The 26,681-nt window shown below is 61.3% G+C and carries 18 protein-coding genes; 5 read left to right on the forward strand and 13 right to left on the reverse strand.

Annotated elements, in window-relative coordinates; translation table 11 throughout:
* The first annotated feature begins 95 nt into the window (after positions 1-95).
* Complete coding sequence (locus FHW76_RS00960) at positions 96-992, forward strand: DMT family transporter (protein WP_012541354.1); 897 nt, start codon at positions 96-98, stop codon at positions 990-992.
* Here FHW76_RS00960 and narI read toward each other — a convergent pair.
* From narI to FHW76_RS00985, 5 genes are all read right to left on the reverse strand, one after another.
* On the reverse strand, positions 989-1,666 hold the full coding sequence (gene narI, locus FHW76_RS00965) for a respiratory nitrate reductase subunit gamma (protein WP_002910189.1): 678 nt from the start codon (positions 1,664-1,666) through the stop codon (positions 989-991). The genes FHW76_RS00960 and narI overlap by 4 nt on opposite strands.
* Complete coding sequence (narJ, locus tag FHW76_RS00970; protein WP_012541353.1) at positions 1,666-2,376, reverse strand: nitrate reductase molybdenum cofactor assembly chaperone; 711 nt, start codon at positions 2,374-2,376, stop codon at positions 1,666-1,668. Before narJ ends, narI begins: the two co-directional genes overlap by 1 nt.
* Positions 2,373-3,908 (reverse strand): nitrate reductase subunit beta, encoded by a 1,536-nt coding sequence (narH, locus tag FHW76_RS00975; protein ID WP_002910193.1) that lies wholly within the window; start codon positions 3,906-3,908, stop codon positions 2,373-2,375. The genes narJ and narH overlap by 4 nt, the downstream gene beginning before the upstream one ends.
* The gene (locus FHW76_RS00980) at positions 3,905-7,648 is read right to left on the reverse strand and encodes a nitrate reductase subunit alpha (RefSeq protein WP_012967818.1); all 3,744 of its coding nucleotides are present in this window, start codon (positions 7,646-7,648) and stop codon (positions 3,905-3,907) included. The genes narH and FHW76_RS00980 overlap by 4 nt, the downstream gene beginning before the upstream one ends.
* A 403-nt stretch (positions 7,649-8,051) precedes the next feature.
* Positions 8,052-9,440, reverse strand: a complete 1,389-nt coding sequence (locus FHW76_RS00985) for a NarK family nitrate/nitrite MFS transporter (RefSeq protein ID WP_032733224.1) — start codon at positions 9,438-9,440, stop codon at positions 8,052-8,054.
* 311 nt (positions 9,441-9,751) lie between these two features.
* Between FHW76_RS00985 and narX the strand changes: the two genes are divergently transcribed.
* Together narX and narL are read left to right on the forward strand one after the other, a co-directional pair.
* The gene (narX, locus tag FHW76_RS00990; RefSeq protein ID WP_008804401.1) at positions 9,752-11,530 is read left to right on the forward strand and encodes a nitrate/nitrite two-component system sensor histidine kinase NarX; all 1,779 of its coding nucleotides are present in this window, start codon (positions 9,752-9,754) and stop codon (positions 11,528-11,530) included.
* Between the two features lie 10 nt (positions 11,531-11,540).
* Positions 11,541-12,191 carry a two-component system response regulator NarL gene (gene narL, locus FHW76_RS00995; protein WP_002910198.1) on the forward strand — a complete coding sequence of 217 codons (651 nt, stop codon included), beginning with the start codon at positions 11,541-11,543 and terminating at the stop codon, positions 12,189-12,191.
* Here the strand turns inward: narL and FHW76_RS01000 are convergent.
* The 7 genes from FHW76_RS01000 to nasR form a co-directional block, all read right to left on the reverse strand.
* Positions 12,188-13,570, reverse strand: coding sequence for a YchO/YchP family invasin (locus tag FHW76_RS01000; RefSeq protein WP_183476142.1), 1,383 nt, complete (start codon positions 13,568-13,570; stop codon positions 12,188-12,190). The two genes, narL and FHW76_RS01000, sit on opposite strands and share 4 nt — an antisense overlap.
* A 151-nt stretch (positions 13,571-13,721) precedes the next feature.
* A complete protein-coding gene (locus FHW76_RS01005) occupies positions 13,722-16,328 on the reverse strand; it encodes a nitrate reductase (protein ID WP_032741177.1) in 2,607 nt (868 codons plus the stop codon).
* Positions 16,328-20,395 (reverse strand): nitrite reductase large subunit NirB, encoded by a 4,068-nt coding sequence (gene nirB / locus FHW76_RS01010; protein ID WP_110184951.1) that lies wholly within the window; start codon positions 20,393-20,395, stop codon positions 16,328-16,330. Before nirB ends, FHW76_RS01005 begins: the two co-directional genes overlap by 1 nt.
* Positions 20,396-20,405: 10 nt before the next feature.
* Complete coding sequence (locus FHW76_RS01015) at positions 20,406-21,194, reverse strand: ABC transporter ATP-binding protein (protein ID WP_004145418.1); 789 nt, start codon at positions 21,192-21,194, stop codon at positions 20,406-20,408.
* A gap of 9 nt (positions 21,195-21,203) precedes the next feature.
* The gene (gene ntrB, locus FHW76_RS01020) at positions 21,204-22,088 is read right to left on the reverse strand and encodes a nitrate ABC transporter permease (RefSeq protein WP_008804396.1); all 885 of its coding nucleotides are present in this window, start codon (positions 22,086-22,088) and stop codon (positions 21,204-21,206) included.
* 1 nt (position 22,089) lies between these two features.
* Entirely contained in the window at positions 22,090-23,346 is a 1,257-nt protein-coding gene (locus FHW76_RS01025; RefSeq protein ID WP_032432117.1) for a CmpA/NrtA family ABC transporter substrate-binding protein, read from the reverse strand.
* Between the two features lie 242 nt (positions 23,347-23,588).
* Positions 23,589-24,770 carry a nitrate regulatory protein NasR gene (gene nasR / locus FHW76_RS01030; protein ID WP_012967812.1) on the reverse strand — a complete coding sequence of 394 codons (1,182 nt, stop codon included), beginning with the start codon at positions 24,768-24,770 and terminating at the stop codon, positions 23,589-23,591.
* Positions 24,771-24,838: 68 nt separating this feature from the next.
* On the opposite strand from nasR, the gene FHW76_RS01035 reads away from it, so the two are divergent.
* Positions 24,839-25,192 (forward strand): DsrE/DsrF/TusD sulfur relay family protein, encoded by a 354-nt coding sequence (locus FHW76_RS01035; protein WP_012541343.1) that lies wholly within the window; start codon positions 24,839-24,841, stop codon positions 25,190-25,192.
* Between the two features lie 238 nt (positions 25,193-25,430).
* Positions 25,431-25,673 (forward strand): DUF1883 domain-containing protein, encoded by a 243-nt coding sequence (locus FHW76_RS01040; RefSeq protein WP_002910387.1) that lies wholly within the window; start codon positions 25,431-25,433, stop codon positions 25,671-25,673.
* A 218-nt stretch (positions 25,674-25,891) separates the two neighbouring features.
* Here FHW76_RS01040 and FHW76_RS01045 read toward each other — a convergent pair whose 3' ends face one another.
* A complete protein-coding gene (locus FHW76_RS01045) occupies positions 25,892-26,572 on the reverse strand; it encodes a gamma-glutamylcyclotransferase (protein ID WP_004203203.1) in 681 nt (226 codons plus the stop codon).
* Positions 26,573-26,681: the final 109 nt, after the last annotated feature.

Here is a 26,681-nt window from a genome sequence, read left to right on the forward strand (position 1 = left end):
ATTATAAAAGGCATTCGCGTCTTTCTACCTTAATTCAGCCATATCACCCTGTCAGGGTTTTTCGCACAATAACTGAAAAATGATGGAGGTGAAAAATGCAACTTACCCGCGGCGTCTGGCAAATGAGCCTGGCAATGATAATCTCCGGCTCGATCGGCGCGTTCGTGCTGCTCTCTGGTTTGCCGGTGATGGATGTGGTGTTCTGGCGCTGCCTGATTGGCGCGCTAACCTTACTGGTGTTTATCGTGTTAAGCGGCCAGCCCTTCAGCCGGCTAACGCGTTTCACTCTCGCTCTGGCAGTAATTGGCGGCGCGGCGCTGGTCGTCAACTGGCTGCTGCTGTTTGCCGCCTATTCGCGGATCTCAATCGGTATGGCCACCGTGGTCTATAACACCCAGCCGTTTATGCTGGTACTGATGGGGATGGTGCTGGGGGAACGGGTCAGCGCCGTGAAATGGGGATGGCTACTGCTGGCCTTTGGCGGCGTAGTGATCCTGTTGTCAAGCGAGCTGACGTCTGCGCATGGAGAGGGGCTTACCACCGGCGTTTTGCTGGCGCTGGGCGCGGCATTCTTCTATGCCCTGACCGCCATTATCGCGCGCAAATTGCATCCGCTCCCCGCGCAGCATATCGCCTTTATTCAGGTGCTCGTTGGCGTCGTGATGCTGCTGCCGCTGGTGCATGCCCCCGAATGGACGGCCAGCTTCCCCTGGCGCTATCTGCTGATCCTCGGCATCGTCCATACCGGGATCATGTATCAGCTTTTATATAGCGCGATACAGAAACTGCCGACGCCCATTACCGGTTCGCTCTCCTTTATTTATCCGCTGGTGGCAATGGTGGTCGACTATCTGGTCTTCCACCATGCGTTGACCCCTGTGCAGTTGATTGGCGGGATGCTTATTCTGTTTGCCGCCGCAGGGAATAACCTCGGCTGGGGCGAAAAAAAACCCCGCCGCGGCGGGGTCAGTGAGCAATCGCGGGCCAGTTAGCGACGGGCGCGGACAATCTGGTATTTGCGCGTCAGGTATTCGACCGGCGCGCTCCAGATATGAACCAGACGGGAGAACGGGAACAGCAGGAACAGGGTCATGCCCAGCACCAGATGAACGCGGAAAATAAATGCCACGCCATCCAGATGCTGTGACGCGCCGCCGTGGAACGTCACCACCGACTGCGCCCAGCCAACCAGCTTCATCATTTCACTGCCGTCCATATGCTGGGCTGAGAATGGGATCGTCAGCAGGCCGAGCGCACACTGCACCATCAGCAAGGAGAGGATCAGAATATCCGCTCCGGTGGTGGTGGCGCGAACGCGCGGGCTGAGCAGACGACGCTTGAGCAGCAGTAACCCGCCCACCAGGGTCATCACGCCGCAGGCGCCGCCGGCGATCATCGCCATCTTCTGCTTGACGTCGATCGGCAGAAAGGACTCATACATCCAGTGCGGGGTCAGCATGCCGAGGAAGTGGCCGGCGAAAATACCCAGGATGCCGATATGGAACAGGTTCGACGCCAGGTTCATCCCCTTACGGTCCAGCATCTGGCTGGAGGCGGCGCGCCAGGTGTACTGGCCATAGTCATAGCGCAGCCAGCTGCCGATCAGAAACACCGAGCCCGCAATGTACGGATAAATGTCAAAGAAGAACATATTCAGGAAGTGCATTATTGCTGTCCTCCGTTAGAGATATTCAGATATTGCGGGGCTACGGCTCCGGCAAAACGACGCTGGTGAGCGGAAATTTCCGACTCGCCGCAGCCCTGGTCGGCAAAGAATTTGACCTGTTCTTCTTCCCAGACCGCGTCCAGCGCCTGCGGCGTATCGTCGCGCGCCTCGTCGGCAATCTTCTCCGCCACCTTCTGACTGTCGACCTGGGTATTGGCCAGCTTCAGCAACAGCTCGAACAGCACCGCATAGCGACTTTCGCGCTGCTGCAGGCGCGCGCTGAGCAGGCCAAGGATCGGCGCGACGTCCCGCAGGCCGCCGAGCGCTTCCTCTTCCGGCAGTTGCGCCAGATACTCAAGGTACAGCGGCAGGTGATCCGGCAGCTCATGGCTATCAAGCAGCAGACCGTGGCGCTCATACTGCGCCATCAGATCCACCATCGCCTGCCCGCGATCGCGGGATTCGCCGTGGACATGTTCAAACAGCAGCAGCGAGGTGGCGCGGCCGCGGTCAAACAGTTCGCTATAGGCCGCCTGGGCGTCCAGCGGATCCTGAGCCACTAAATCGCGCAGGAAAACGCCCAGCGCGTGGGCATCCTCTTTGCTGAGTTTCTCTGATGACGCGAGCGCCTCGAACATCTCCTGCTGATGCTGCCATAAGGCAGCGTCAGGGTATTCGAGCAGACGCGACATAATCACGAGTTCAATCATGCGTGCGGCTCCGTTTTGCTGGTCACGTCGATAGCGTCGATGCGACGGCTGTTGAACAGGTTGAACTGGCTGTCCGAGCCGTGGCAGCCATCGCCAAAGCTGAAGCCGCAGCCGTTTTTCTCCGGAAACGCTTCTCGCGCCTGTTCACGGTGGCTGCTCGGCACCACGAAACGATCTTCGTAGTTAGCGATCGCCAGATAGCGGTACATCTCCTGGGCCTGCGCTTCGCTCAGCCCCACCTCTTCCAGCGCGCGGGTATCGACGACGCCGTCAACGGTTTCCGCACGTTTATAGTGGCGCATCGCCAGCATGCGTTTCAGGGCCAGCAGGACCGGCTGGGTATCGCCCGCGGTCAGCAGGTTCGCCAGGTATTGCACCGGAATACGCAGGCTTTCCACGTCCGGCAGAATACCGTTGCTACCCAATTCGCCAGCGTCCGCAGCCGACTGAATTGGCGACAGAGGCGGCACGTACCAGACCATTGGCAGGGTGCGATATTCCGGGTGCAGCGGCAGGGCCAGCTTCCAGTCCATCGCCATTTTGTAGACCGGCGACTGCTGCGCAGCCTCAATGACCCCCTGCGGTACGCCATCTTTTAACGCCTGTTCAATCACTTTTGGATCGTTTGGATCGAGGAACACATCCAGCTGGCGCTGATACAGATCTTTCTCGTTCTCGGTGCTGGCGGCGTTTTCAATCGCATCTGCGTCATACAGCAGTACGCCAAGGTAGCGGATACGGCCCACGCAGGTTTCGGAGCACACCGTCGGCATTCCGGATTCAATACGCGGGTAGCAGAAGATGCATTTCTCGGATTTCCCGCTCTTCCAGTTGAAATAGATCTTCTTGTACGGACAGCCGGTGATACACATCCGCCAGCCGCGGCACTTGTCCTGGTCGATCAGTACGATGCCGTCTTCTTCACGCTTATAGATAGCGCCGCTCGGGCAGGTCGCGACGCAGGCCGGGTTCAGGCAGTGCTCGCACAAGCGCGGCAGATACATCATGAAGGTGTTTTCGAACTGACCGTACATCGCCTTCTGCATGTTGTCGAAGTTCTGATCTTTGGCGCGTTTTTCGAACTCGCCGCCGAGGATCTCTTCCCAGTTCGGACCGCTGGTGATCTTGTCCATCCGCTGGCCGGTGATCAGCGAGCGCGGGCGGGCGATCGGCTGATGTTTGCTTTCCGGCGCGTTATGCAGATTCTGGTAGTCATAATCAAACGGCTCGTAGTAATCATCGATCCCCGGCAGATGCGGGTTGGCGAAGATTTTACCCAGCAGCATCGCGCGGTTGCCCATGCGCGGCTGCAGTTTACCGTTGATTTTGCGGATCCAGCCGCCCTTCCATTTTTCCTGGTTTTCCCAGTCGTTCGGAAAGCCAACGCCAGGTTTGCTCTCCACGTTGTTGAACCAGGCGTATTCCATCCCTTCCCGGCTGGTCCAGACGTTTTTACAGGTCACCGAACAGGTATGGCAGCCGATGCACTTATCGAGATTCAGCACCATGCCGACTTGTGAACGAATTTTCATTTTACGCTCTCCTGTACCTGGTCGTTGCCTTCGCCGTCTAACCAGTTAATGTTCTTCATCTTACGTACCACTACAAACTCATCGCGGTTGGAGCCGACGGTACCGTAGTAGTTAAAGCCATAGGCCAGGTGGCCGTAGCCGCCGATCATGTGGGTCGGTTTTGGCGTAATACGGGTGACGGAGTTGTGGATCCCCCCGCGCTGACCGGTGATTTCAGATCCCGGCAGGTTCACGATGCGTTCCTGCGCGTGATACATCATGGTCATCCCGGCCGGTACACGCTGGCTCACCACCGCACGCGCCGTCAGGGCGCCGTTGGCGTTAAACACTTCGATCCAGTCGTTATCTTCGATACCCAGATCTTTCGCATCCGCTTCGCTCATCCAGACGATCGGCCCGCCGCGCGACAGGGTCAGCATCAGCAGGTTATCGCTGTAGGTCGAGTGGATACCCCATTTCTGGTGCGGGGTCAGGAAGTTCAGCGCCTTCTCCGGGTTGCCGTTGGACTTCTCGCCCATCACCGCTTTCACCGAACGGGTGTCGATCGGCGGACGATAGACCAGCAGGCTTTCACCAAAGTCGCGCATCCACTGATGATCCTGATACAGCGATTGACGGCCGGACAGCGTCCGCCACGGGATCAGCTCGTGAACGTTGGTATACCCAGCGTTATAGGAGACATGTTCATCTTCCAGGCCAGACCAGGTCGGGCTGGAGATAATCTTCCGCGGCTGCGCCTGAATATCGCGGAAGCGGATCTTCTCGTCTTCTTTGTTCAGCGCCAGGTGCGCGTGCTCGCGACCGGTGATCTCGCTCAGCGCTTTCCACGCCTTCACCGCCACCTGACCGTTGGTCTCCGGCGCCAGGGTGAGGATCATTTCCGCGGCGTCGATGGCCGTTTCCAGCTTCGGCTGGCCTTTCGCCGGGCCTTCCGCCTTGGTGTAGTTGAGCTTACGCAGCAGGTCCATCTCGCTCTGGGTGTTCCAGGCGATGCCTTTTCCGCCGTTGCCGATGGTTTCCAGCAGCGGACCGATCGAGGTGAAACGTTCGTAAGTCGCCGGGTAATCACGCTCAACCGGAATAATATGCGGCGCGGTTTTCCCCGGGATGAGATCGCATTCGCCTTTTTTCCAGTCTTTGACATCCAGCGGCTGCGCCATTTCCGCGGCGGAGTCGTGCTGGATCGGCAGCGTGACGACGTCGGTTTCTTTGCCGAGGTGGCCCACGCAGACTTCAGAGAATTTCTTCGCGATACCTTTATAGATATCCCAGTCGCTCTTCGATTCCCAGGCCGGGTCAACGGCGGCCGACAGCGGGTGAATAAACGGATGCATATCCGAGGTATTCATGTCGTCTTTTTCGTACCAGGTGGCGGTCGGCAGCACGATGTCGGAGTAGAGACAGGTGCTCGACAGACGGAAATCGAGGGTCACCACCAGATCCAGTTTGCCGTCGAGGCCGTTATCCCGCCATTCGACTTCTTCCGGCTTCACGCCGCCCTGCTTGCCGAGGTCTTTGCCCTGAATGCCGTTCTCGGTACCCAGCAGGTACTTGAGCATATACTCATGGCCTTTACCGGAGGAGCCCAGCAGGTTGGAGCGCCAGATAAACAGGTTACGCGGGTGGTTTTTACCATTTTCCGGCTGCTCGGCCGCAAAGCGAATCGAGCCCTCTTTCAACGACTTCACGGTGTAATCCACCGGGGTCATGCCGGCTTTTTTCGCTTCATCAGCGATACGCAGCGGGTTCACCCCTAACTGCGGCGCAGACGGCAGCCAGCCCATGCGCTCTGCGCGCACGTTAAAGTCGATCAGGTGGCCGCTGTAACGGGATTTATCCGCCATCGGCGACAGCAGTTCCTGCGCGGTCACGGTTTCATAACGCCACTGGCTGGAGTGGTTATAGAAGTACGAGGTACTGTTCATGTGACGTGCCGGACGCTGCCAGTCAAGGGCGAATGCCAGCGGCTGCCAGCCGGTCTGCGGACGCAGTTTTTCCTGGCCCACATAGTGCGCCCAACCGCCGCCGCTCTGACCGACGCAGCCGCAGAAGACCAGCATATTGATCAGGCCGCGGTAGTTCATGTCGAGGTGGAACCAGTGGTTGAGGCCCGCCCCGACGATAATCATCGAGCGACCATGGGTCTTATCGGCGTTATCGGCAAATTCGCGTGCAGTGCGGATAATGTGCGCGCGGGAGACGCCGGTGATCTTCTCCGCCCAGGCCGGGGTGTAGGCTTTCATGTCATCGTAGCCGGTGGCGCAGTTTTCATCGTTCAGACCGCGTTCCAGGCCATAGTTGGCCATGGTCAGATCGTAAACGGTGGTCACCAGAGCGGTGGAGCCGTCGGCCAACTGCAGGCGTTTGGCCGGCAGTTTGTGCAGCAGAATATTTTCGAGGTCGACTTTGTTGAAGTGCTCAGAACCTTCGCCGCCGAAGTACGGGAAGCCGACGTTCGCCACTTCATCATGGCTGCCCAGCAGGCTCAGACGCAGCTCAATCTCTTCGCCAGTTTTACCGTCGCGCTGTTCGAGGTTCCATTTGCCTTTGTCGCCCCAGCGGAATCCGAGGGAACCGTTCGGTACGGTCATGTCGCCCTTCTCGTCAAAGGCGACGGTTTTCCATTCCGGATTGTTCTCCTGACCAAGGGAATCAACGAGGTCGGAGGCGCGCAGCGTACGGCCAGCGGCATAATAACCGTCGCGCTCCTCGAGCATCACCAGCATCGGCATATCGGTATAGCGGCGCACATAATCGGTGAAGTACTGGCTCGGTTTATCGAGATGGAACTCGCGCAGCATCACATGGCCCATCGCCAGCGCCATCGCAGCATCGGTACCCTGCTTCGGCGCCAGCCACAGATCGCAGAGTTTGGCGATTTCGGCGTAGTCTGGGGTGATCGCCACGGTTTTGGTGCCTTTGTAGCGGACTTCGGTAAAGAAGTGGGCATCCGGGGTACGGGTCTGCGGCACGTTGGAGCCCCAGGCGATAATGTAGCTGGAGTTATACCAATCCGCCGATTCGGGGACGTCGGTCTGTTCGCCCCAGGTCATCGGCGAAGCTGGCGGCAGGTCGCAGTACCAGTCGTAGAAGCTCAGGCAGGTGCCGCCGATCAGCGACAGATAACGGGCGCCGGAGGCGTAGGAAACCATCGACATCGCCGGGATCGGCGAGAAACCGGCCACGCGGTCCGGACCGTAAGTTTTGACGGTATAGACGTTGGAGGCGGCAATCAGCTCATTCACTTCCTGCCAGGAGGAGCGGACAAACCCGCCGCGACCGCGAGCCTGTTTGAAGCTTTTGGCTTTGTCGGCGTCTTCAATAATCGAGGCCCATGCCTCAACCGGATCGCTATGCTGAACTTTCGCTTCCCGCCACATCTTCATCAGACGTTTACGCATCAGCGGGTATTTCAGGCGGTTCGCGCTGTACAAATACCAGGAGTAGCTGGCGCCGCGCGGGCAACCGCGTGGTTCGTGGTTCGGCAGGTCCGGACGGGTGCGCGGGTAGTCAGTCTGCTGCGTTTCCCAGGTCACCAGACCGTTTTTCACATAAATCTTCCAGCTGCATGAGCCGGTGCAGTTGACACCGTGAGTGGAACGCACAATTTTGTCATGCTGCCAACGTTGACGGTATCCATCCTCCCAGTCCCGGTTGGTGTTTAGAAGCTGGCCGTGCCCATCGGCAAAGGTTTCACCCTTCTGTTTGAAGTAGCGAAACCGGTCCAGGAATTTACTCATCGGGTTTCTCCTGATATGGAGCCTGACGGCTCTCTGATAAATCGACATTGCTGGATTTGCAGCGAAGGTAACGCTATGAAAGAGGGCGAGAATTGATGGCGATCAATCCGGACTGGCTTGCTAAAGCGGAGGGAAACTGCAATTACCACCAAGGTGGTATGAGATACTATTTTTTAATTTTATGTTTTATAAGCTCTTTTTCCTAAAAAGCCGTCATCATGGAAGGATTTGTTAACAAAGGAGGTATTAAGGGGTAGAGCCGTTTCGCTGGCAAGCCGTCCCTTCCCGGCTCTGTGGCCAATATGAATCAAATCATCCATTAGTATGTTGTAACTAACGAGTAATGTAAAAAAAGGCGCCGCCCTGGAAGCGCGCCTTTTCACGTCATGATGAACGCGGCGGATTACTGACGCTTACGGCCGTATACCGCCCAGGTGATGATCACGCAGGCGATATAGAAGATCAGGAAGATTTTCATCGCGCCGGCCGGCGAACCGGTCAGATCCAGCGAGATACCGAATGCTTTTGGAATAAAGAAGCCGCCGATGGCGCCAATGGCGGAGATAAAGCCCAGCGCCGCCGCAGTATCGGTCGCCGCCTCGCGCATCGCCTGCGCTTCGCTGCCGCCCTGGGCCTTCACGCGGTCCATGGTCAGCTTACGGAAGATCACGGAGATCATCTGGAAGGTGGAGGCGCTCCCCAGCCCGGCGGTCAGGAACAGCACCATGAACACCGCGAAGAAGGCGATGAAGTTGCCGCCCTGGCCGTTAGTCGGCAGGGTCAGGAACAGCAGCGCGCAGAAGACAGCCATCACCACGAAGTTGACCAGCGTCACGCGAGTCCCGCCGAGACGATCGGAGATCGCCCCGCCCATCGAACGCGCCAGCGCGCCAATAAAGGGGCCGAAGAAGGCGTAGTGCAGGATCTGCACGTCCGGGAACTGGGTTTTCGACAGCATGGCGAAGCCGGCGGAGAATCCGATGAAGGAGCCGAAGGTGGCCAGATAGAGCAGCGCCATGATCCACAGGTGCAGGCGTTTGAGCACCGGCAGCTGTTCGCTCAGCGAGGCTTTAGAAGCCGACAGGTCGTTCATAAAGAACCACGCCGCCAGGGTGAAAATAATCAGGAAAGGTACCCAGATCCACGCGGCGTTTTCCAGATACAGCATTGAGCCGTCCGGCTGCTCGCTGCCGGTCCCGCCAAAAAAGGCAAACACTGAGACCGACACCACCAGCGGCGCGACCAGCTGCATCACGCTGACGCCCATATTACCAAGGCCGCCATTGACGCCGAGCGCCCCGCCCTGCTTCGCTTTCGGGAAGAAGAAGCTGATGTTAGCCATACTGGAGGCAAAGTTGGCCCCGGCGAAGCCGCACAGCAGCGAGATAATCACGAAGACGCTAAACGGCGTGGAAGTATCCTGGACCGCAAAGCCCAGCCAGACGCACGGAATAATCATGATCCCGGTGCTGAATGCCGTCCAGCGACGGCCGCCGAACAGCGGCACCATGAAAGCGTAAGGCACGCGCAATAAGGCGCCAGACAGCGCCGGCAGCGCGGTCAGCATAAACAGCTGATCGGTCGTAAACTGAAAGCCCACTTTGTTGAGATTAACGGCGACGGCGCTGAACAACATCCATACGCAGAACGCCAGTAACAGACAGGGAACGGAGATCCATAGATTACGGCTCGCCACACGGTGACCGCGCTGTTGCCAGAATTCAGGATCTTCAGGGCGCCAGTCGGTAATGACCGAGCGGTTAGCCTTCTCCGGGAGGGAAGATTGACTCATAGATACCTCTGATTATTCATATTTCCTGCCGCTACCTTAGGGGTTGCCCGGGGCGGTAAGTTGATATAAATCAAAGGAAAAGCGCGCACTAATTTGTGCAAAAATAAACCATGCTCCGAAGTGAGTAGAGAAAGGTGAGGAAAAAAGTGTGGTTTTTCACGCGGCTGCCGGGTTGCGTATAACCCCACCCCCAATAGCGCCTACCACCGACAATTAAGGAGTAACTCTTTAGGGGTATGGGTATACTCCAGGGGATAGCCGAGAATAAGCGCCACTCCCGGAGAGATCACCGGTCAGGAGCCACGCATTCCATGTTAAAACGTCTTTTTACTCCGCTGACGCTGGTCAATCAACTGGCGTTAATCGTGCTGCTCGCCACCATTATTGGCGTCGCCGGCATGGCGATCTCCGCGCGTCTGGTGAACGGCGTCCAGGGCAGCGCCCACGCGATTAACAAGGCCGGTTCATTGCGTATGCAAAGCTACCGGCTGCTGGCGGCGATCCCGCTGAATGAAAACGATCAAAAGCTGGTGGCGGACATGACCGCCACCGTCTTCAGCCCCGAGCTGCAGAATTCCGCCCGCCGCGACGGCCAGGAACAACAGTTAAAAGCGCTGCAGCAATACTGGCAGCAGGCGCTGGCCCCCGGCATGCAGCGTGCGGTTAACCAGGCTGAAGTGGCCCAGGATGTCGCCGACTTTGTCGATCGTATCGACCAGCTGGTCACCGCATTCGACCACACCACCGAGCAGCGTATCGAGCGGGTAGTCTGGATCCATCGCATTCTCGCCATTGGTATGGCACTGCTGCTGATTTTTACCATCATCTGGTTACGCGCGCGCCTGCTGCGGCCGTGGAAACAGCTGCTGGGCATGGCGCGGGCGGTCAGCCAGCGCGATTTCACCCAGCGGGCGCACATCAGCGGGCGTAACGAAATGGCGACCCTCGGCATGGCGCTGAATAACATGTCGGAAGAGCTGGCGGAAAGCTACGCGGTGCTCGAGCGGCGGGTGCAGGAGAAGACCGCCGGGCTGGAACAGAAGAACGAGATCCTTGCTTTCTTATGGCAGGCCAATCGCCGGCTGCATGCCAGCGCCCCGCTCTGCGAGCGGATTTCACCGGTACTGAATGGCCTGCAGGGGCTGACGCTGCTGCGCGATATCGAGGTACGGGTTTACGACCTGGAAGACGAAGATAATCACCAGGAGTTTACCTGCCACTCGGATGATGAGTGTGATGATAAAGGCTGCTACCTCTGTCCACGCAATCTGCCGCCGCTGCCGGATGGCGGAACAACGCTGAAGTGGCGGCTATCGGATGCGCATAATCAGTACGGCATTCTGCTGGCGACGCTGCCGGTTGGCCGCCATCTCAGCCACGACCAGCAGCAGCTGGTGGACACTCTGGTGGAACAACTGACCAGTACCCTGGCGCTGGACCGCCATCAGGAGAAACAGCAGCAGCTGATCGTCATGGAAGAGCGGGCCACTATCGCCCGCGAGCTGCACGACTCCATCGCCCAGTCGCTGTCCTGTATGAAGATGCAGGTCAGCTGTCTGCAGATGCAGGGCGACGCCTTACCGGCGGAGAGCCGCCAGCTGCTGGGGCAGATACGCAACGAGCTGAATACCTCCTGGGCCCAGCTGCGCGAGCTGTTAACCACCTTCCGCCTGCAGCTGACCGAGCCGGGACTGCGCCCGGCGCTGGAGGCCAGCTGTCAGGAGTACAGCGCCCACTTCGGCTTTACGGTACAGCTTGATTATCAGCTTCCGCCGCGCTTTGTACCGTCGCATCAGGCCATTCACCTGCTGCAGATCGCCCGCGAAGCGTTAAGCAACGCCCTGAAGCATGCCAGCGCGACGGAAGTGACCGTGACGGTGTCACAACGCGATAATCAGGTCCGTCTGGTGGTGGCGGATAACGGCCGCGGCGTGCCGGATCACGCCGAGCGGAGTAACCATTACGGTTTAATTATTATGCGGGATCGCGCCCAGAGCTTGCGCGGTGACTGTCAGGTACGACGCCGGGAAACCGGCGGAACCGAAGTGATCGTCACGTTTATCCCGGAAAAAACGTTTTCCATCCAATAAGGAGACCCCCATGAGTCAACAGGAACGGGCAACCATCCTTCTCATTGACGACCATCCGATGCTGCGCACCGGCGTGAAACAGTTGATCAGCATGGCGCCGGACATCCAGGTGATTGGCGAGGCCAGCAATGGCGCGCAAGGTATCGAGCTGGCGGAATCGCTGGATCCGGACCTGATCCTGCTCGACCTCAATATGCCGGGCATGAATGGCCTGGAAACGCTGGACAAACTGCGTGAGAAATCCCTTTCTGGCCGGGTGGTGGTCTTTAGCGTCTCCAACCATGAAGAGGACGTTGTCACCGCCCTGAAGCGCGGCGCCGATGGCTATCTGCTGAAAGATATGGAGCCGGAAGATCTGCTGAAAGCGCTGCAGCAGGCCGCCGCCGGAGAGATGGTATTAAGCGAAGCGTTAACCCCGGTGCTGGCCGCCAGCCTGCGCGCCAACCGCGCCACCTCCGATCGCGACATCAGCCAGTTGACCCCGCGCGAGCGCGACATCCTCAAGCTGATCGCCCAGGGACTACCGAACAAAATGATCGCCCGTCGCCTGGATATCACCGAAAGCACCGTCAAAGTACACGTGAAGCACATGCTGAAGAAAATGAAGCTCAAATCCCGGGTGGAAGCCGCGGTATGGGTCCACCAGGAGCGAATTTTCTAAGGCGAGTCCGTCCAGGAGACGCCAGGCGTGGTGAACTTGACCAGCGGCTCGGTCAGCGCCAGAGCGATCTCATTGGAGGAGACGCGCTGCCCCTGTTTATCCTCCACCACCACCGACAGGCGCCAGCGGTTCGCGGCGCCCGGTTCACTGTTCCACACCGGCATGATCACGCTCCAGCCATCCGCGCTGCTGGCATCCACCGGCGGCGTCAGGCTGAGGGCCAGGGTGTCACCCTGCCAGTGCAGCGCCTTGATGCCATGCAGACTATGGATCTGCAGCTTCAACTGCACCGTCTCCCCGGACTGCAGATCCCAGGGCGGCGTGGCCAGATAGACCGTCAGATTTTTGCGCTGACGATACTCCACCACCGGCAGATTATCCCGCTCCGGACTATCGAAGCGGCTCCCGCGCAGCGAATTGCTGATCGCTACCTCGTCTGCGGCCAGCTGCTGCTTAAGGGGGACGCCAAAGCGATAGTTTAGCTTCAGGCCCACATTGTTCTGGCTGACACCATTTTCCCCCTGCTTATGCTTAGCGGTAACGGTGACCAGCGGGACCGGGGTGTAATTGAGCCCAACGGAGACGGCTACCGGGTTATGGTAGCCGGTACCGGTGTGAAAAAGATCGACGCTATCGCCGAAGTACTGTTCGACGCTGACGCTGGTATTAATGTGCTGGTAGAACGGTAGCCGCGCCTGGGCGGTGACGTCATACCCCGCGGCCATCCGCTGCTCCTGAGTCTGATTATCGCGCAGTTGCCAGTCGCCCAGCGGATGGTAATAGTTTGCCGACAGGCGAAGATATTCTCCCCACGCCTCCGCGCCGACGCTGCCGCGCGCCAGGCTTTCGCTCAACACTTTGTCGTAAAACGAGTTATAGCCCAGCAGCCAGCCGCCGACCCGCCAGCGCTGACCAAGCCCGATGTTGCCCACCAGATCGTTCTCGCGCCGGGTCACCGAATACTGGTTCCACGTCAGGTAACGGTCGTTATCCTGCAACGGCACGAACCAGCTCCCTTTACTGCCGGTGAATTTGCCCTCTTTATCGACCAGCAGGTCGACATTGGCGTTGCCCCACGGCGAGAGCCAGCTCTCCAGCTGATGGCTCACTTCATTGCCGATTTTACTGATGGCGAACAGCTGCGCCTGCTCGCCCGCCGTCAGGCCGTTATCGCTCATGCTGGCCTCGCCAAACTTCTTCGCCACCTCAGCAAAGTGCCGGGCGTCGTCATCGACCTGGGGAGCAATCCCCATATCGGGCAGCGGATCTTGCGCTGGCGTGGGGCGAGTGGTGTCGCTGGCGGTCAGCGCCCAGACGGGAACGCCCGGCAGCAGCAGGAGAAAGGTCAACGTTGGCAACAAACGGAAGGACACAGGCATCAACAGATTTTGAGCAGGCTCACAAAAATGGGAAGAAATGATAGTTTATCGTTTTTTCCCTGCTCCCGCAGCCCTGTGGGCAATTCCAGGAATATACTGAGACCGGTTGGGCAAGGTGTCGCCCAACCGGAGCCGTCGCTGCGCGCCACCGTTACGCCTGGGTTCGGGTTCGTTGCGCCGCCAGCAGCGCGTTGAGTTCCGGCACGCAGGAGCCGCAGTTGGTCCCGCATTTCAGCTTTCCACCCAGCGCCCCGACGCTGGCGCAGCCGCTGGCGATAGCCTCGTTAATTGACCGTTCCCCCACGCCAAAGCAGCTACAGACGATCCGCCCCCGCGGGGCGACGGCGGCGCCCGGTCGGCCGCTAAGCAACGCATGTCGCTGGACGGCATCGGACGGCGGCGCGGCAAAGGCGGCGCTTATCCATACGCTATCCACCGCCGGCTCGCGCGCATCGCTCCACCAGCCGAGCATCAGACTCCCCTGATGCCAGGCCAGCAGGTTCCATACCGCGCCGCCGTCAGCCACCTGTAGCTGCCAGCCGCGCCGGGCGCACCACGCGCTGATCCACTGTCGGGCAGACGCCTCCCCGGCCAGCGAATAGTGCAGCACGCCAGGCGCTGCCCGCCGCCGCCAGTGCCAGGCCGCTGGAAACGGCAGCGGTTCGCGACAAAGCAGCTCGCTGTGCCAGGCCGGTTGCCAGGCGGCGATGGCCACCGCCGCCTGTTTACTTTCCGGCTGGCCGGAATACGGGTCGGTGACGGCGGCCAGCAGGTTATTCACCCGCCCCTGACGGGCAAACTGATTGTTCCAGTGCATCGGAACAAACAGCGAGCCGGGGCGCTGCCCTTCACTGATCGTCACTTTCGCCACCATCACCCCATGCCGCGACCAGATCCGCGCCAGCCCGTCGGCGGGAAGCTGGTAGCGAACGGCATCCTGCGGCGCCACCTCCACCACCGGCTCCGCGATGTGCTGCATCAGCCGCGGCACCGTGCCGGTACGGGTCATGGTGTGCCACTGATCGCGGATCCGCCCGCTGTTGAGGATCAGCGGATAAAAGACATCGGTTGTCGCCCGGGTCGGTTGAGGCGTCACCGGCACCATCCGCAGCCTGCCATCGCCATGCCAGCCGCGCGCGATATCCCAGGCGGCCTCGCTGCGGCTGACCGGCCAGCGCACCGGCGCCATGGCGTCCCACGCCTCACGGCTGAGATCCGCCAGCGCGCCGATATCAAAGGCCCGCTGACCGTCGTTTTCGAAACCGGACAGCGCCGCATGCTCGCGGAAGACGTCATGCGGATGCTGCCAGGCAAACGCCTCGCGATACCCCAGCGCCTGCCCCACTCTGGCGATGATCCACCAGTCCGCTTTCGCCTCTCCCGGCGGCGGCAGAAAGCTGCGCTGACGGGAGATCCGCCGCTCCGAGTTGGTGACCGTGCCATTCTTCTCGCCCCAGGCCAGCGCCGGAAAGCGGATGTGGGCGAAATGTCCGGTATCGGTCTGGGCGGCGACATCCGAGACGATCACCAGCGGACAGGCGGCCAGCGCCTGGCTCACCGCGTGGCTGTCAGGGAGCGACACCACCGGGTTGGTGCCCATGATCCACACCGCTTTCACCTCGCCGCGGCCAATGGCGGCAAACAGCTCCACGGCGGTCAGTCCCGGGGTCTGCGCCAGCCGTTCCGTGCCCCAGAAGCGGGCCAGCCGCTGCAGATCGTCTGGCACAAAATCCATGTGCGCCGCCAGCATCGTCGCCAGCCCGCCGACTTCGCGGCCGCCCATGGCGTTGGGTTGACCGGTCAGCGAAAAGGGGCCGCAGCCGGGGCGGCCATACTTCCCGCTGGCCAGATGGACGTTGATGATGGCGTTACATTTGTCGCTGCCGCTGGCGGATTGATTGATTCCCATGGTGTAGAGGGTGATCGCCCGCGGGGCGGCGATAAACTCGCGATAGAAGGCCGCCACCTCATCGACAGTCAGGCCGCAAAAATCCGCTACCGTCGCCACGTCCCAGCCTCTCGCCTCGGCCAGCGCCTGTGAGCCATCGCGAAAGCCGTCGATGCAGGCTCCGGCCTGCGCCACGGCGTTAAGCAGCCCCACGAACAGCCCACCGTCGCTCCCCGGGGCCAGCGCCAGATGGCGGTCGGCGATCTCGCAGGTGGCGGTGCGCCGGGGGTCGATCACCACGATCCGCAGTCGGGGATTATCCCGCTTCGCCTGCGCCAGCCGCTGGAACAGCACCGGGTGCGCCCAGGCGGCGTTCGAGCCGACCAGCACCACCAGATCGCTGTTTTCCACATCCTCATAGCTACAGGGCACCACATCGGCGCCAAAGGCCCGTTTGTAGCCGGTCACCGCCGACGACATGCACAGCCGCGAATTGGTGTCGATGTTCGCCGCGCCGATAAATCCCTTCATCAGCTTGTTGGCGGCATAGTAATCCTCGGTTAACAGCTGGCCAGAGGCGTAGAAGGCCACCGCCTGCGGGCCGTGCTGGTCGATAACCTGTTGCAGGCGCGCAGCGGTCTCCGCCAGCGCCTGAGGCCAGGCTACCTGCTGGCCGTCCACCTCCGGCGCCAGCAGCCGCCCCGCCAGGCCCGTGGTCTCCCCGAGGGCCGCCCCTTTGACGCACAGGCGGCCGAGGTTGGCCGGGTGCTGATCGTCGCCGCGCACGCTCACCTGCCCCGCATCGTCCACGCTCGCCAGCACCCCGCAGCCTACGCCGCAGTAGGGGCAGGTCGTTCGGATGGTCTGCATCAGGAGGCCTCCGCTCGGGCCAGCAGCTGCTGGCTGCCCACCCACACTTTGCCGTTTTCCACTTTCACCGGCCAGGCGCGTACCGCCTGTTCACTGCCGTCGCACGGCCAGCCGTCGCGCAGGCGGATCCGCTGTTTGTACAGCGGGGAGATCACCACCGGCTCGCCGCCGACGTCCCCTAACAGCCCGCGTGACAGCACGTTGGCCGCGCTGCCCGGCTCGCGGTTGTCCAGGGCGTAGACCCGATCGCCAAAGCGGAACAGGGCAATCTGCCGCTCCCCTAAGCGGGCGCCGATCCCCGCCTGCGCCGGGATGGCGTCAAGGTCGCATACCGCCTGCCACGGCCGGGATGGGAGTTCGCCCTCGGGCAACGTCTCAGTCAGCAACAGCTGCGGCTGACCACGCAGCTCGTGGCGCTGCACCGCCTCGTCCGGCTGGTCGCTGTTCACGAAGGAGCGGAACAGCGCCAGACGCTGCGGATCGTTGAGGGTGGTCTGCCACTCGCACTGGTAGCTGTCGACGATCCGGGCCATCTCCTGCTCCAGCTCCTCGCCAATGCCGAGACTATCCTCCAGCACCACCTGCCGCAGATAGGCGACGCCGCCCTCCAGGTTATCCATCCAGGTGCTGGTCCGCTGCAGGCGATCGGCGGTACGGATATAGAACATCAGCAGACGATCGATGCTGCGGATCAGCGTCGCTTCGTCGAGATCGCTGGCAAACAGGTCGGCGTGACGCGGTTTCATCCCGCCGTTGCCGCAGACGTACAGATTCCAGCCTTTATCGGTGGCAATCACTCCGATATCTTTTCCCTGGGCTTCGGCACATTCGCGGGTGCAGCCGGAGACCGCCATCTTGATTTTGTGCGGGGCGCGCAGCCCTTTATAGCGATGCTCGAGCCGCACGGCGAGCCCGGTGGAGTCCTGCACGCCGTAGCGACACCAGGTTGAGCCGACGCAGGATTTCACCGTGCGCAGCGACTTGCCGTAGGCGTGGCCGGTTTCAAACCCGGCGTCGGCCAGCTCGCGCCAGATAGCCGGCAGCTGTTCCAGCCGCGCGCCAAACAGATCGATACGCTGGCCGCCGGTCACTTTGCTGTAGAGCTGGTAACGTTTGGCGATCTGCCCGATAGCGATCAGCCCGTCCGGCGTCACTTCCCCCGCCGCCATCCGCGGCACCACCGAATAGGTTCCGTCCTTCTGAATGTTGGCGAAATAGCGGTCGTTGGTATCCTGCAGCGGCAGGTGCGCCGGCTTCAGCAGGTACTCGTTCCAGCAGGAAGCCAGCACCGAGGCCACCAGCGGTTTGCAGACATCACAGCCGTGCCCCTGGCCGTAGCGGCTAATCAGCTGCTCGAAGGTATGGATATGATTGACCCGTACCAGGTGGTAGATCTCCTGGCGCGACCACGGGAAATGCTCGCAGACGTCTTTTTTCACTTCGACGCCCTGCTCCGCCAGCTGGTACTCCATCACCTGTTTCACCAGCGCGCTGCAGCCGCCGCAGCCGGTGGCCGCTCTGGTGCAGCTTTTTATCGCCGCCATATCCCCCGCCCCATTGTTCACCGCCTGGCAGATATCGCCTTTGCTGACATTATGGCAGGAGCAGATCGGCGCGCTATCGGGCAGCGCCGCGACGCCGAGCGCCTTCGGCGCGGCGCCCTCCAGCGCGGGCAGGATCAGGCTCTCCGGACGCGGCGGCAGCGCCATGCCGTTCAGCATCATCTGCAGCAGCGTGGCATAGTCGCTGGCCTCCCCCACCAGCACGCCGCCAAGCAGGGTTTTGCCGTCCTGACTGACGACGATTTTTTTGTACACCTGCTGCGGACCATCGGTCCATTGATAGCTCTGGCAGCCCGGCGTACGCCCCTGCGCATCGCCAAATGAGGCGACGTCCACCCCCAGCAGCTTCAGTTTGGTACTCATGTCGGCGCCGCTAAAGCAGGCGTCTTCTCCCGCGAGGGTGGCCGCGGCGATACGCGCCATCTGATAGCCCGGCGCCACCAGACCGTAAATTTTATTGTCCCACAGGGCGCATTCGCCTATCGCCAGCACGTCCGGGTCAGAGGTGCGGCACTGGCCGTCGATGTGAATGCCCCCGCGTTCGCCCACCTGCAGCATGCAACCGCGGGCCAGCGCGTCCTGCGGACGGATCCCCGCCGAGAAGACCACCATGTCGGTCCGCAGCGCGCCGCCGTCGGCAAAGTTCAGCCGCAGGCCGTCGGCCTCGCGCACGATGGCGGTGGTCGCTTTGCTGGTATGCACCCCCACGCCGAGGGCGACGATCTTCTCCCGCAGCATCGCCGCCCCGCCGTTATCCAGCTGGACGGCCATCAGGTTCGGGGCAAACTCCACTACGTGCGTGTCCAGCCCCAGCTGTTTCAGGGCGTTAGCCGCCTCCAGCCCGAGCAGGCCGCCGCCGATAACCACTCCGGTCTTCGCCGCGGCGGCATGGGCGGCGATACGGTCGAGATCGTCAAGAGTGCGGTAGACAAAGCACCCGTCGAGATCGTTGCCAGGGATCGGCGGAACAAAGGGATAGGAGCCGGTCGCCAGCACCAGTTTATCCCAGTGGGTTTCATGTCCCTCGGCGTCTCGCACCAGCCGCGCGTCGCGGTCGATCGTCGCCACCGCCTCGCCGAGGCGGAGTTCGATGCCGTGCTGGTGAAAGAAATCATCGGCCACCAGCGACAGCGATTGAGCGCTGCGCCCGGCGAAATATTCGGAGAGATGGACCCGGTCGTAGGCGGCGTAACGCTCTTCGCCAAACACCACGATTCGATATTGCTGATGCAGGTTGCGGCTCACGCATTGTTCGAGAAAATGGTGGCCGACCATGCCATGTCCCACCAGCACTAATACAGGTTTCGTCATCGTCATTATTCCTGCAGCCTGCGGCTGCGTTGAAGAGGGGTCAAAAAGCCAGTCCGCGGTGGCGGGCTCGTCGCTTTCCAGGCGCGCGGTGAGCGCGGCGGCGGCGGTGCAGTCGCCCATCAGCAGCACGCCGCGCAGGCGGCCGTCGCGCAGCAGCAGGCGACGGTAGTGGCGATCGATGGGGTCCCAGCTGGTATAGATGTCATCCTGTTCGCCGGCCTGCTGCTCCCCGACGCTAAAGAGTTCAATGCCGGTAACCTTCAGGCGGGTCCCGGCGTCCTGCCAGACAAAGCCCTCACCGGGGGCGCCGCACAGGCGATCCGCCAGTACCTCGGCCTGGCGCAGGCAGGGAGCCACCAGCCCCCAGGTCTGGCCGTCAATTTCGCAACATTCCCCGACGGCGCTGATCCCCGGCAGCGAGGCGGCCATCTGGCGGTCAACCACGATCCCCCGCTGACACAGCACGCCGCTCTGCGCCGCCAGACGGCTGTTAGGCTGCACGCCGGCGGCCAGCACCACTCTGGCGGCACGGAAAGCGCGCCCGTCCGCCAGCCGCACGCCATCCTCTTCGATGGCGGCGATCCGGCATTCCAGCACACAGCGGATGCCGCGCGCTTCAAGCTGCTGCCTGAGCTCATCGGCGGCAAAAGCGTCGGTCAGCGGCGCCATTAATCCGCTGCCGCGATGCAGAAGAGTGACCTCCCCGCCGTGGCGACGCAGCGCCGCCGCCGCTTCCACACCCAGAACCCCACCGCCAATCACCACCGCCGGCCCGGGTATCGCCAAAATACGTTCCACGTCCGCCAGGGTGCGGAAGGGGATAACCTGCGGACGATCACGGCCCGGCAGCGGCGGGATAAAGGGCCGCGAACCGGTGGCGAACACCAGCTCGTCCCACGGTAGCCAGGTTTCCGCGATGCGCAGCCGCCGTTGCTCAACATCGACTTCATCGACCGCCTCGCCGGACCGCAGGCACACCCCGTGCCGGGTGTACCACTCCGCCGGCAACAATGGGAGCTGCGCCGCCGTTTTTTCGCCAGCCAGCAGCGGCGAGAGCTGAATGCGGTTATAGGCCGGATGCGGCTCGTCGCCGACGACAGTAATGGCAAACTGCGCGGGGTCGCGCTCAACCAGTCGCTGCACCAGTCGGGTGGCCGCCATGCCGTTACCGATCACCACCAGTCGCCGCGTCATGACCGCCTCCTCACGCCGCTTTCGGCTGTTTTTCATACAAAAAATGCAGGATCTGCTGGCGCAGATGGTGATACCGGCTGTCGTCCGCCAGCTGAACGCGGTGACGCGGACGCGGCAGATCGACCGCGAGGATCTCGCCGACCGTCGCCGCCGGACCGTTGGTCATCATCAGCACCCGATCCGAGAGCAGCACCGCTTCATCAACGTCGTGGGTGATCATGACGATGGTGGTATTAAGCTCCTGCTGGATATGCATCACCGTGTCCTGAAGGTGAGCGCGGGTCAGCGCGTCCAGGGCGCCGAAGGGCTCATCAAGCAACAGCACCTTCGGCTTCATCGCCAGCGCCCGGGCGATACCTACCCGCTGCTTCATACCGCCGGAGATCTCCCCGGGCCGTTTGTGCAGCGCATGCCCCATCTGCACGCGCGCCAGGTTGTGTTCGATCCACTCCCGGCGCTCACTCTTGCTCATGGTGCGACGGAACACCTGATCCACCGCCAGCGCCACATTATCGAAACAGCTCAGCCACGGCAGTAGCGAGTGGTTCTGGAAAACCACCGCCCGCTCCGGCCCGGGCCCGGCGATTTCCCGGTTATCGCACAGCAGTCCGCCCTCGGTGGGCGTCGTGATCCCGGCGATCAGATTCAGCAGGGTCGATTTTCCGCAGCCCGAGTGGCCGATCAGACTGATGGTCTCCCCTTCGACGATATCGAAGGAAACATTCTGCAGCGCCAGGAACTCGCCGCTGGCGGTGTTAAAGCGCTGGCTGACGGCCTGCACCTGAATTAATGGTTTCATGTTGGCTCCTTATTTGTCCTGCCAGCTAAAGCGGCGGGCGAGCAGCATCAGACCCTGCTCCAGCAGCAGGCCGACGACGCCGATAATGACGATGGCGATGATGATGTTTTCCACATTGAGGTTGTTCCACTCGTTCCAGATCCAGAAGCCGATCCCCAGCCCGCCGGTGAGCATTTCCGCCGCCACGATCACCAGCCAGGCGATGCCGATGGAGAGACGCACGCCGGTGAGCACCGCCGGCAGCACTGCCGGAAAGAGAATTTTGCGCATCACCGTCCACTCCGAGAGCTGGAGGACGCGGGCGACATTGAGATAGTCCTGCGGGATCCGCCGCACGCCTTCCGCGGTGTTGATCACCATCGGCCAGATGGAGCAGATAAAAATGGTCCAGCTGGAGGCCGGCTCCGCCTTCTGGAACAGCAGCAGGCCAATCGGCAGCCAGGCCAGCGGGCTGACCGGGCGCAGCAGGGCAATCAGCGGATTAAACATGCGGGCGAAGAACAGCGAACGGCCGATCAAAAACCCCAGCGGAATGCCCGCCAGCGCCGCCAGGCCGAAGCCCACCGCCACGCGCTGCAGGGAGGCCAGCACGTTCCAGCCGATGCCCATGTCATTGGGCCCGTCCTGATAGAACGGATCGGCAAACAGTGTCAGCGCCGAGTCCAGCGTGCTCAGCGGCGTGGGAAAACCTTTGCTGTGCATCGCCGCCAGCTGCCAGGCCAGCAGCAGCACCCCCAACCCCAACAGCGGGGGCAGCAGGCGCTGAATGAGCTCACGCAGCCAGCGCGTGACGGTTGGCGTGGTGCGCCGGACCTGCACCGGCGGCAGGATAATCACTTCGCCAGGCGCGTTCTCCACGCTGACGACCGGTTGCTTACGTTGTGCCTGCTTCATCTCATGCCCCCTTACGTTGAATGGCAAAATGGCGGGCGTAGCCTTCCGGGTCAGACCCGTTCCAGACCGTACCGTCCATCAGTGTGCTGTTACGCATCGTGGCTGCCGGGGTGCTGATCCCGCCGACCGCCTGGGCGGCAGCCTGCCAGACGTCGATGCGGTTAATGCGCGACGCCACCGCGAGGTAATCCGGAGCCTGCTTCAGCAACCCCCAGCGGCGGAACTGGGTGAGGAACCACATTCCGTCCGACAGCCAGGGGAAACTCACCTCGCCCCCGGCCCAGAAGCGCATCGGATGGGCATCCTGCCAGCGGCGGCCGAGACCGTTGTCATACTCCCCCAGCATCCGGCCGGTGAGGTACTGTTCCTTGGTATTGAGCCAGCCGCGTCTGGCGAGCAGGCGGGCCGTCTCCTGAGTGTTCTCCGGCGAGGCGGCGATCCAGCGCTGCGCCTCCATCAGGGCCGCCACCAGTGCGCGGGCGGTGTTCGGGTTACGTTCCACCCAGTCGCGACGGGTGCCCAGCACCTTTTCCGGATGCTCGGGCCAGATATCCTGGGAAGTGGCCGCGGTGAAGCCAATGCGGTCGTTAATGGCGCGCGCGTTCCACGGCTCGCCGACGCAAAAGCCGCTCATATTGCCGATGCGCATGTTCATCACCATCTGCGGCGGCGGCACCACGACGGTGCGCACATCGTTAAAGGGATCGATGCCGGCGCTCGCCAGCCAGTAGTAGAGCCACATGGCATGGGTGCCGGTGGGAAAGGTATGGGCGAAGGTGTAGCTGCCCGGCGCGCTGCGGTCGATCAGCCGTTTCAGCCCGCCGAGGTCGGTTACCCCTTTCTCCTGCAATTCACCGGAGAGGGTGATGGCCTGACCATTGCGGTTGAGGGTCATCAGATTAGCCATCGCCTGCGGCTTGCTGGCGATCCCCAGTTCAAGACCGTACAGCAGGCCGTAGAGAATATGCGCCGCGTCCAGCTCGCCGGCCACCAGCTTGTCGCGCACCGCCGCCCAGCTGGCTTCCTTACTCGCCACCAGGGTGATGCCATACTTTTTGTCAAACCCCTTCGCCGCGGCGATAGCCAGCGGCGCGCAATCGGTCAGCGGAATAAATCCGACCCGCACGCGGGTTTGCTCCGGTTTGTCCGATCCGCCGGCCCATGCGGCCTGCATCACCCCCGGCAGCAGCATCGCGCCGCCCAGCGCGGCCCCTGCCTGCAGCAAGCGCCGCCGGGAAATTGAAAACTTGTCGCTCATATCCGCTCCACCACGCGCAAAAAAAAAGCGTCCGACAGTGCATACGCACTGCAGGACGCCTTTATCCACGGACACCCGAACCGCCATTGGTTCGTTGTCCGGACTTTTATTCACTCAATAAGTAATGCAAACGGGATGCCAGCTTTGGCAATGGCGCGCTGGCAGGCTTTTTCCCAACGTTGGCCGGTTTTTCACGTAAAAGTGCACCGCCGGCAGGCAAAGAATGCCCATCGATTGTGCATCTACTCCTTTGGTGTTAGCGGCCAAATCGCCTTCACCATCAGCAGCGCGCGGGCTATCTCAACCATGCGCTGGTTTTTGTCCATGGCCATCTTGCGCAGCGTCTGCCAGGCCTGCTCCTCCTGCATTCCCTGGTGCGTCATCAGCAGGCTTTTCGCTTTTTCTATCAGCTTGCGTTCTTCGAGCGCGTCTTTCAGCGAGGCCAGCTGGCTGGAGAGCTGCTGTAGCTCATAGGCCTGCTGGCGCACCAGCGGCAGCAGCTGTTTATCCAGATGCGGCGTCAGGGTATCGACTTCCTCGCCGGGCAGCCAGCCAGGCGCGTCGTCCACTAACAGCGTGTCGGTGGCGTTCAGTAGATCGTCGATCAATTGCTCTTCCACTTCGCGCAGGTGTTCAAGCCGCTGGGTTTGCAGGCCAAACCAGCGCAGCGCCGTTTCCCCGCCGTCGGCGGCCGGCTGGCGGGTGCAGGCGATCCGCCGCAGCTGCTCAATGTCCAGGCCGGCCTGGCATTGGGTGATAAACAGCTGGACGGTCGCCGGGCTGCCCAGCGCCTGAAAGCTGTCGAAGCAGGGCTGCTGACCGTCAATACGGTCCACCAGCTGCTGGCGCAGGCTGTCGCTGAACTCGCCGCGGGTAAAGCCCAGAGCGCCCAGCGCGCGCTCCTGACCCACCAGCTCTTTACCCTGCATAAAGCTGTACAGCGCGACCATGCGGCCGGCCACCGGCGGATCGTCAATGCTGTCATTGAGCTGCGGGACGATATTCAGCAGATGGCGGATGACACGGCTGAACTGCTCCGTCGCGGCTTCCGCGGCAATCTGCCGGCGGGCGATCTGCTCACGCAGCGCCGGAAGCTGCAGCAGATCGCCAACCGCCCTGGCAATGCGCCAGCACAGCGCGCTGCCGGCGACCGTACGTGCCCGTTCGAGGCTGGCATAGAACAGCGCTAACCGCTCATCAACCAGCGCCCCGCCCGCCCGACACTCCGCCGCATACAGTTGGCCGCCCGAGCAAAGAAAAATATTCGATGCCCCGCGCTCACACTGCAGCATATGCACCAGCGCGCTGAGCTGGCTGGCCAGTTCTCCCAGTTGGCTAAGCTGCTGAAGCTGTTGTTTTTGCAGGCGACGCGCCAGCTGCAGCCAGGCCGTCTCATCGTGCGCGTGACCAGTCGTATTATTCATACCCCTCCTCCGGGTTAACGCTTTATACTGCGGTAAAGCAATAACCGTGCCTTTAAGAAGGAGTTTGTATGCAACGTATTGTGATTATCGCCAACGGCGCCGCCTATGGCAGCGAATCCCTGTTCAACAGCCTGCGCCTGGCCATTGCCCTGCGCGAGCAACAGTCCGACCTCGATCTCAAGCTGTTTCTGATGTCCGACGCCGTCACCGCCGGGCTGCGCGGGCAGAAGCCGGCGGAAGGATACAATGTGCAGCAGATGCTGGAGATCCTCACCGCCCAGCAGGTGCCGGTGAAGTTGTGCAAAACCTGCGCGGACGGCCGCGGCGTCAGCGCGCTACCGCTGATTGACGGCGTGGAGGTCGGTACTCTGGTTGAGCTGGCCCAGTGGACGCTGGCGGCAGATAAAGTGCTGACCTTCTGAATGTAGGCCGTCGAACGGGATGAAATGTCACGTATTGGCGCTTGAAGAGACAAAAAAAACGTTAGCTGAATGCTTTCAGGAACAACGTCATTTTTGTTTAATCTTTATCCCTTTTTTTGATCAAAATCAGCATCCCGGCCCGCGCCGTTTGGTGTGATGCACAGAGCAAAGTGTGAACAATATCACGCGAGGACTGGGTGGGCAGGATGCTGTAGCGGGACAGAAACGGGGTACAAAAATGGCGATGGTTAAAGCAAGTTTGACGTTATTTGGTGGTGACACACTGGTGGTGCGATGTTCAGAGCGCTGCCATATTCATCTAATGAGCGCGAAGGTCCCGGGCGATAGCCATGCGGATATTCTGAGCGTGCAGGATCGGGACAGCGCCTATCTGACGGTGCCCTACAGCGGCACCTGGAACGTGCTTATCGACAGTCACAGCCAGTCACTGGAGCACTCCATCAGCTACGTGCCAGCCTGACAGTTACTATCAGAACACACGCCCGGCCGTGCCGGGCGTGAGATTCATGACAAACCTCATGCAATCATTGTGCTTGCAGATTGCACCAGAAAAATAACAGGGAAAATCAATTTATTGATTTTCGGCTGATAGCCACCAGTAAGGAAAAACCACGCTTTTTCCTTACTGGTCAGCAATCGGACGCCCGGCCGTGCCGGGCGTTTTTCTTTTCCGCGCGCTCAGGCCAGGCCCGGCGTCGGACTCTCGCCCAACAGCGCGCGTACGCTGGCCACCAGGTCATCGAGACTGGCGTCGTGCATCCCCAACTTGCTTAGCGCCTGCTCGAGCGAAAACAGATACTGGGCGTTGGTGCCGAGCGGCCCGCTGGCCCGGGCGATCAGCGGGGCGATAACCTGGGCGCTGGTATCCGGTTCAAACAGTGGGTGGCGCGGATCCATAATAAACACCAGGGCATTCACCGTCCGTCCGTCATCCAGCTCCAGCTTGCACCAGGTAGGCAGATAGCAGCCGGTGATCATCTCCCGCTTCCACAGCAGGGTCAGTTCTTCTTCCAGCGTGTCGTCAGGCAAACGATAGGCGACGCCGGTGGTTCGGCCGCCCTCTTTGAGAGCCAGCATGCGTCCCGGCTGGCAGGCGCTACCGCGCCCGGCGGTCAACCGCAGGCAAAACGCACGATGCCAGCCCGGCAGCGTCCCGGTGCAGGACTCGCGATAATTGAGCGCCGGGTTCCAGATAAGCGAACCGTAGCCAAAGATCCACACTGAGCCATCATCCGGGCGGCAGGCCAGCGTCGCCGCCAGCGAGGCTGCACGTTGTTCTGCCGACCAGAGTAGCGATTCCTCAATAGCGCCAAACGCTGTCTTACAATCCGCATTCATTAAGAAATCACGAGTTAACACTGTTTACTACCTCCGCCACTGCCCGCTTCCCGGCGTTCGTCTCATGCATCCGTCAATATTGCTGAAATATTATCCAGCTTTATCCTTCAATAAGCAATCAGCGGGGCGC

Source organism: Klebsiella sp. RC2, from assembly GCF_014192815.1.
Classification (GTDB): Bacteria; Pseudomonadota; Gammaproteobacteria; order Enterobacterales; family Enterobacteriaceae; genus Klebsiella; species Klebsiella variicola.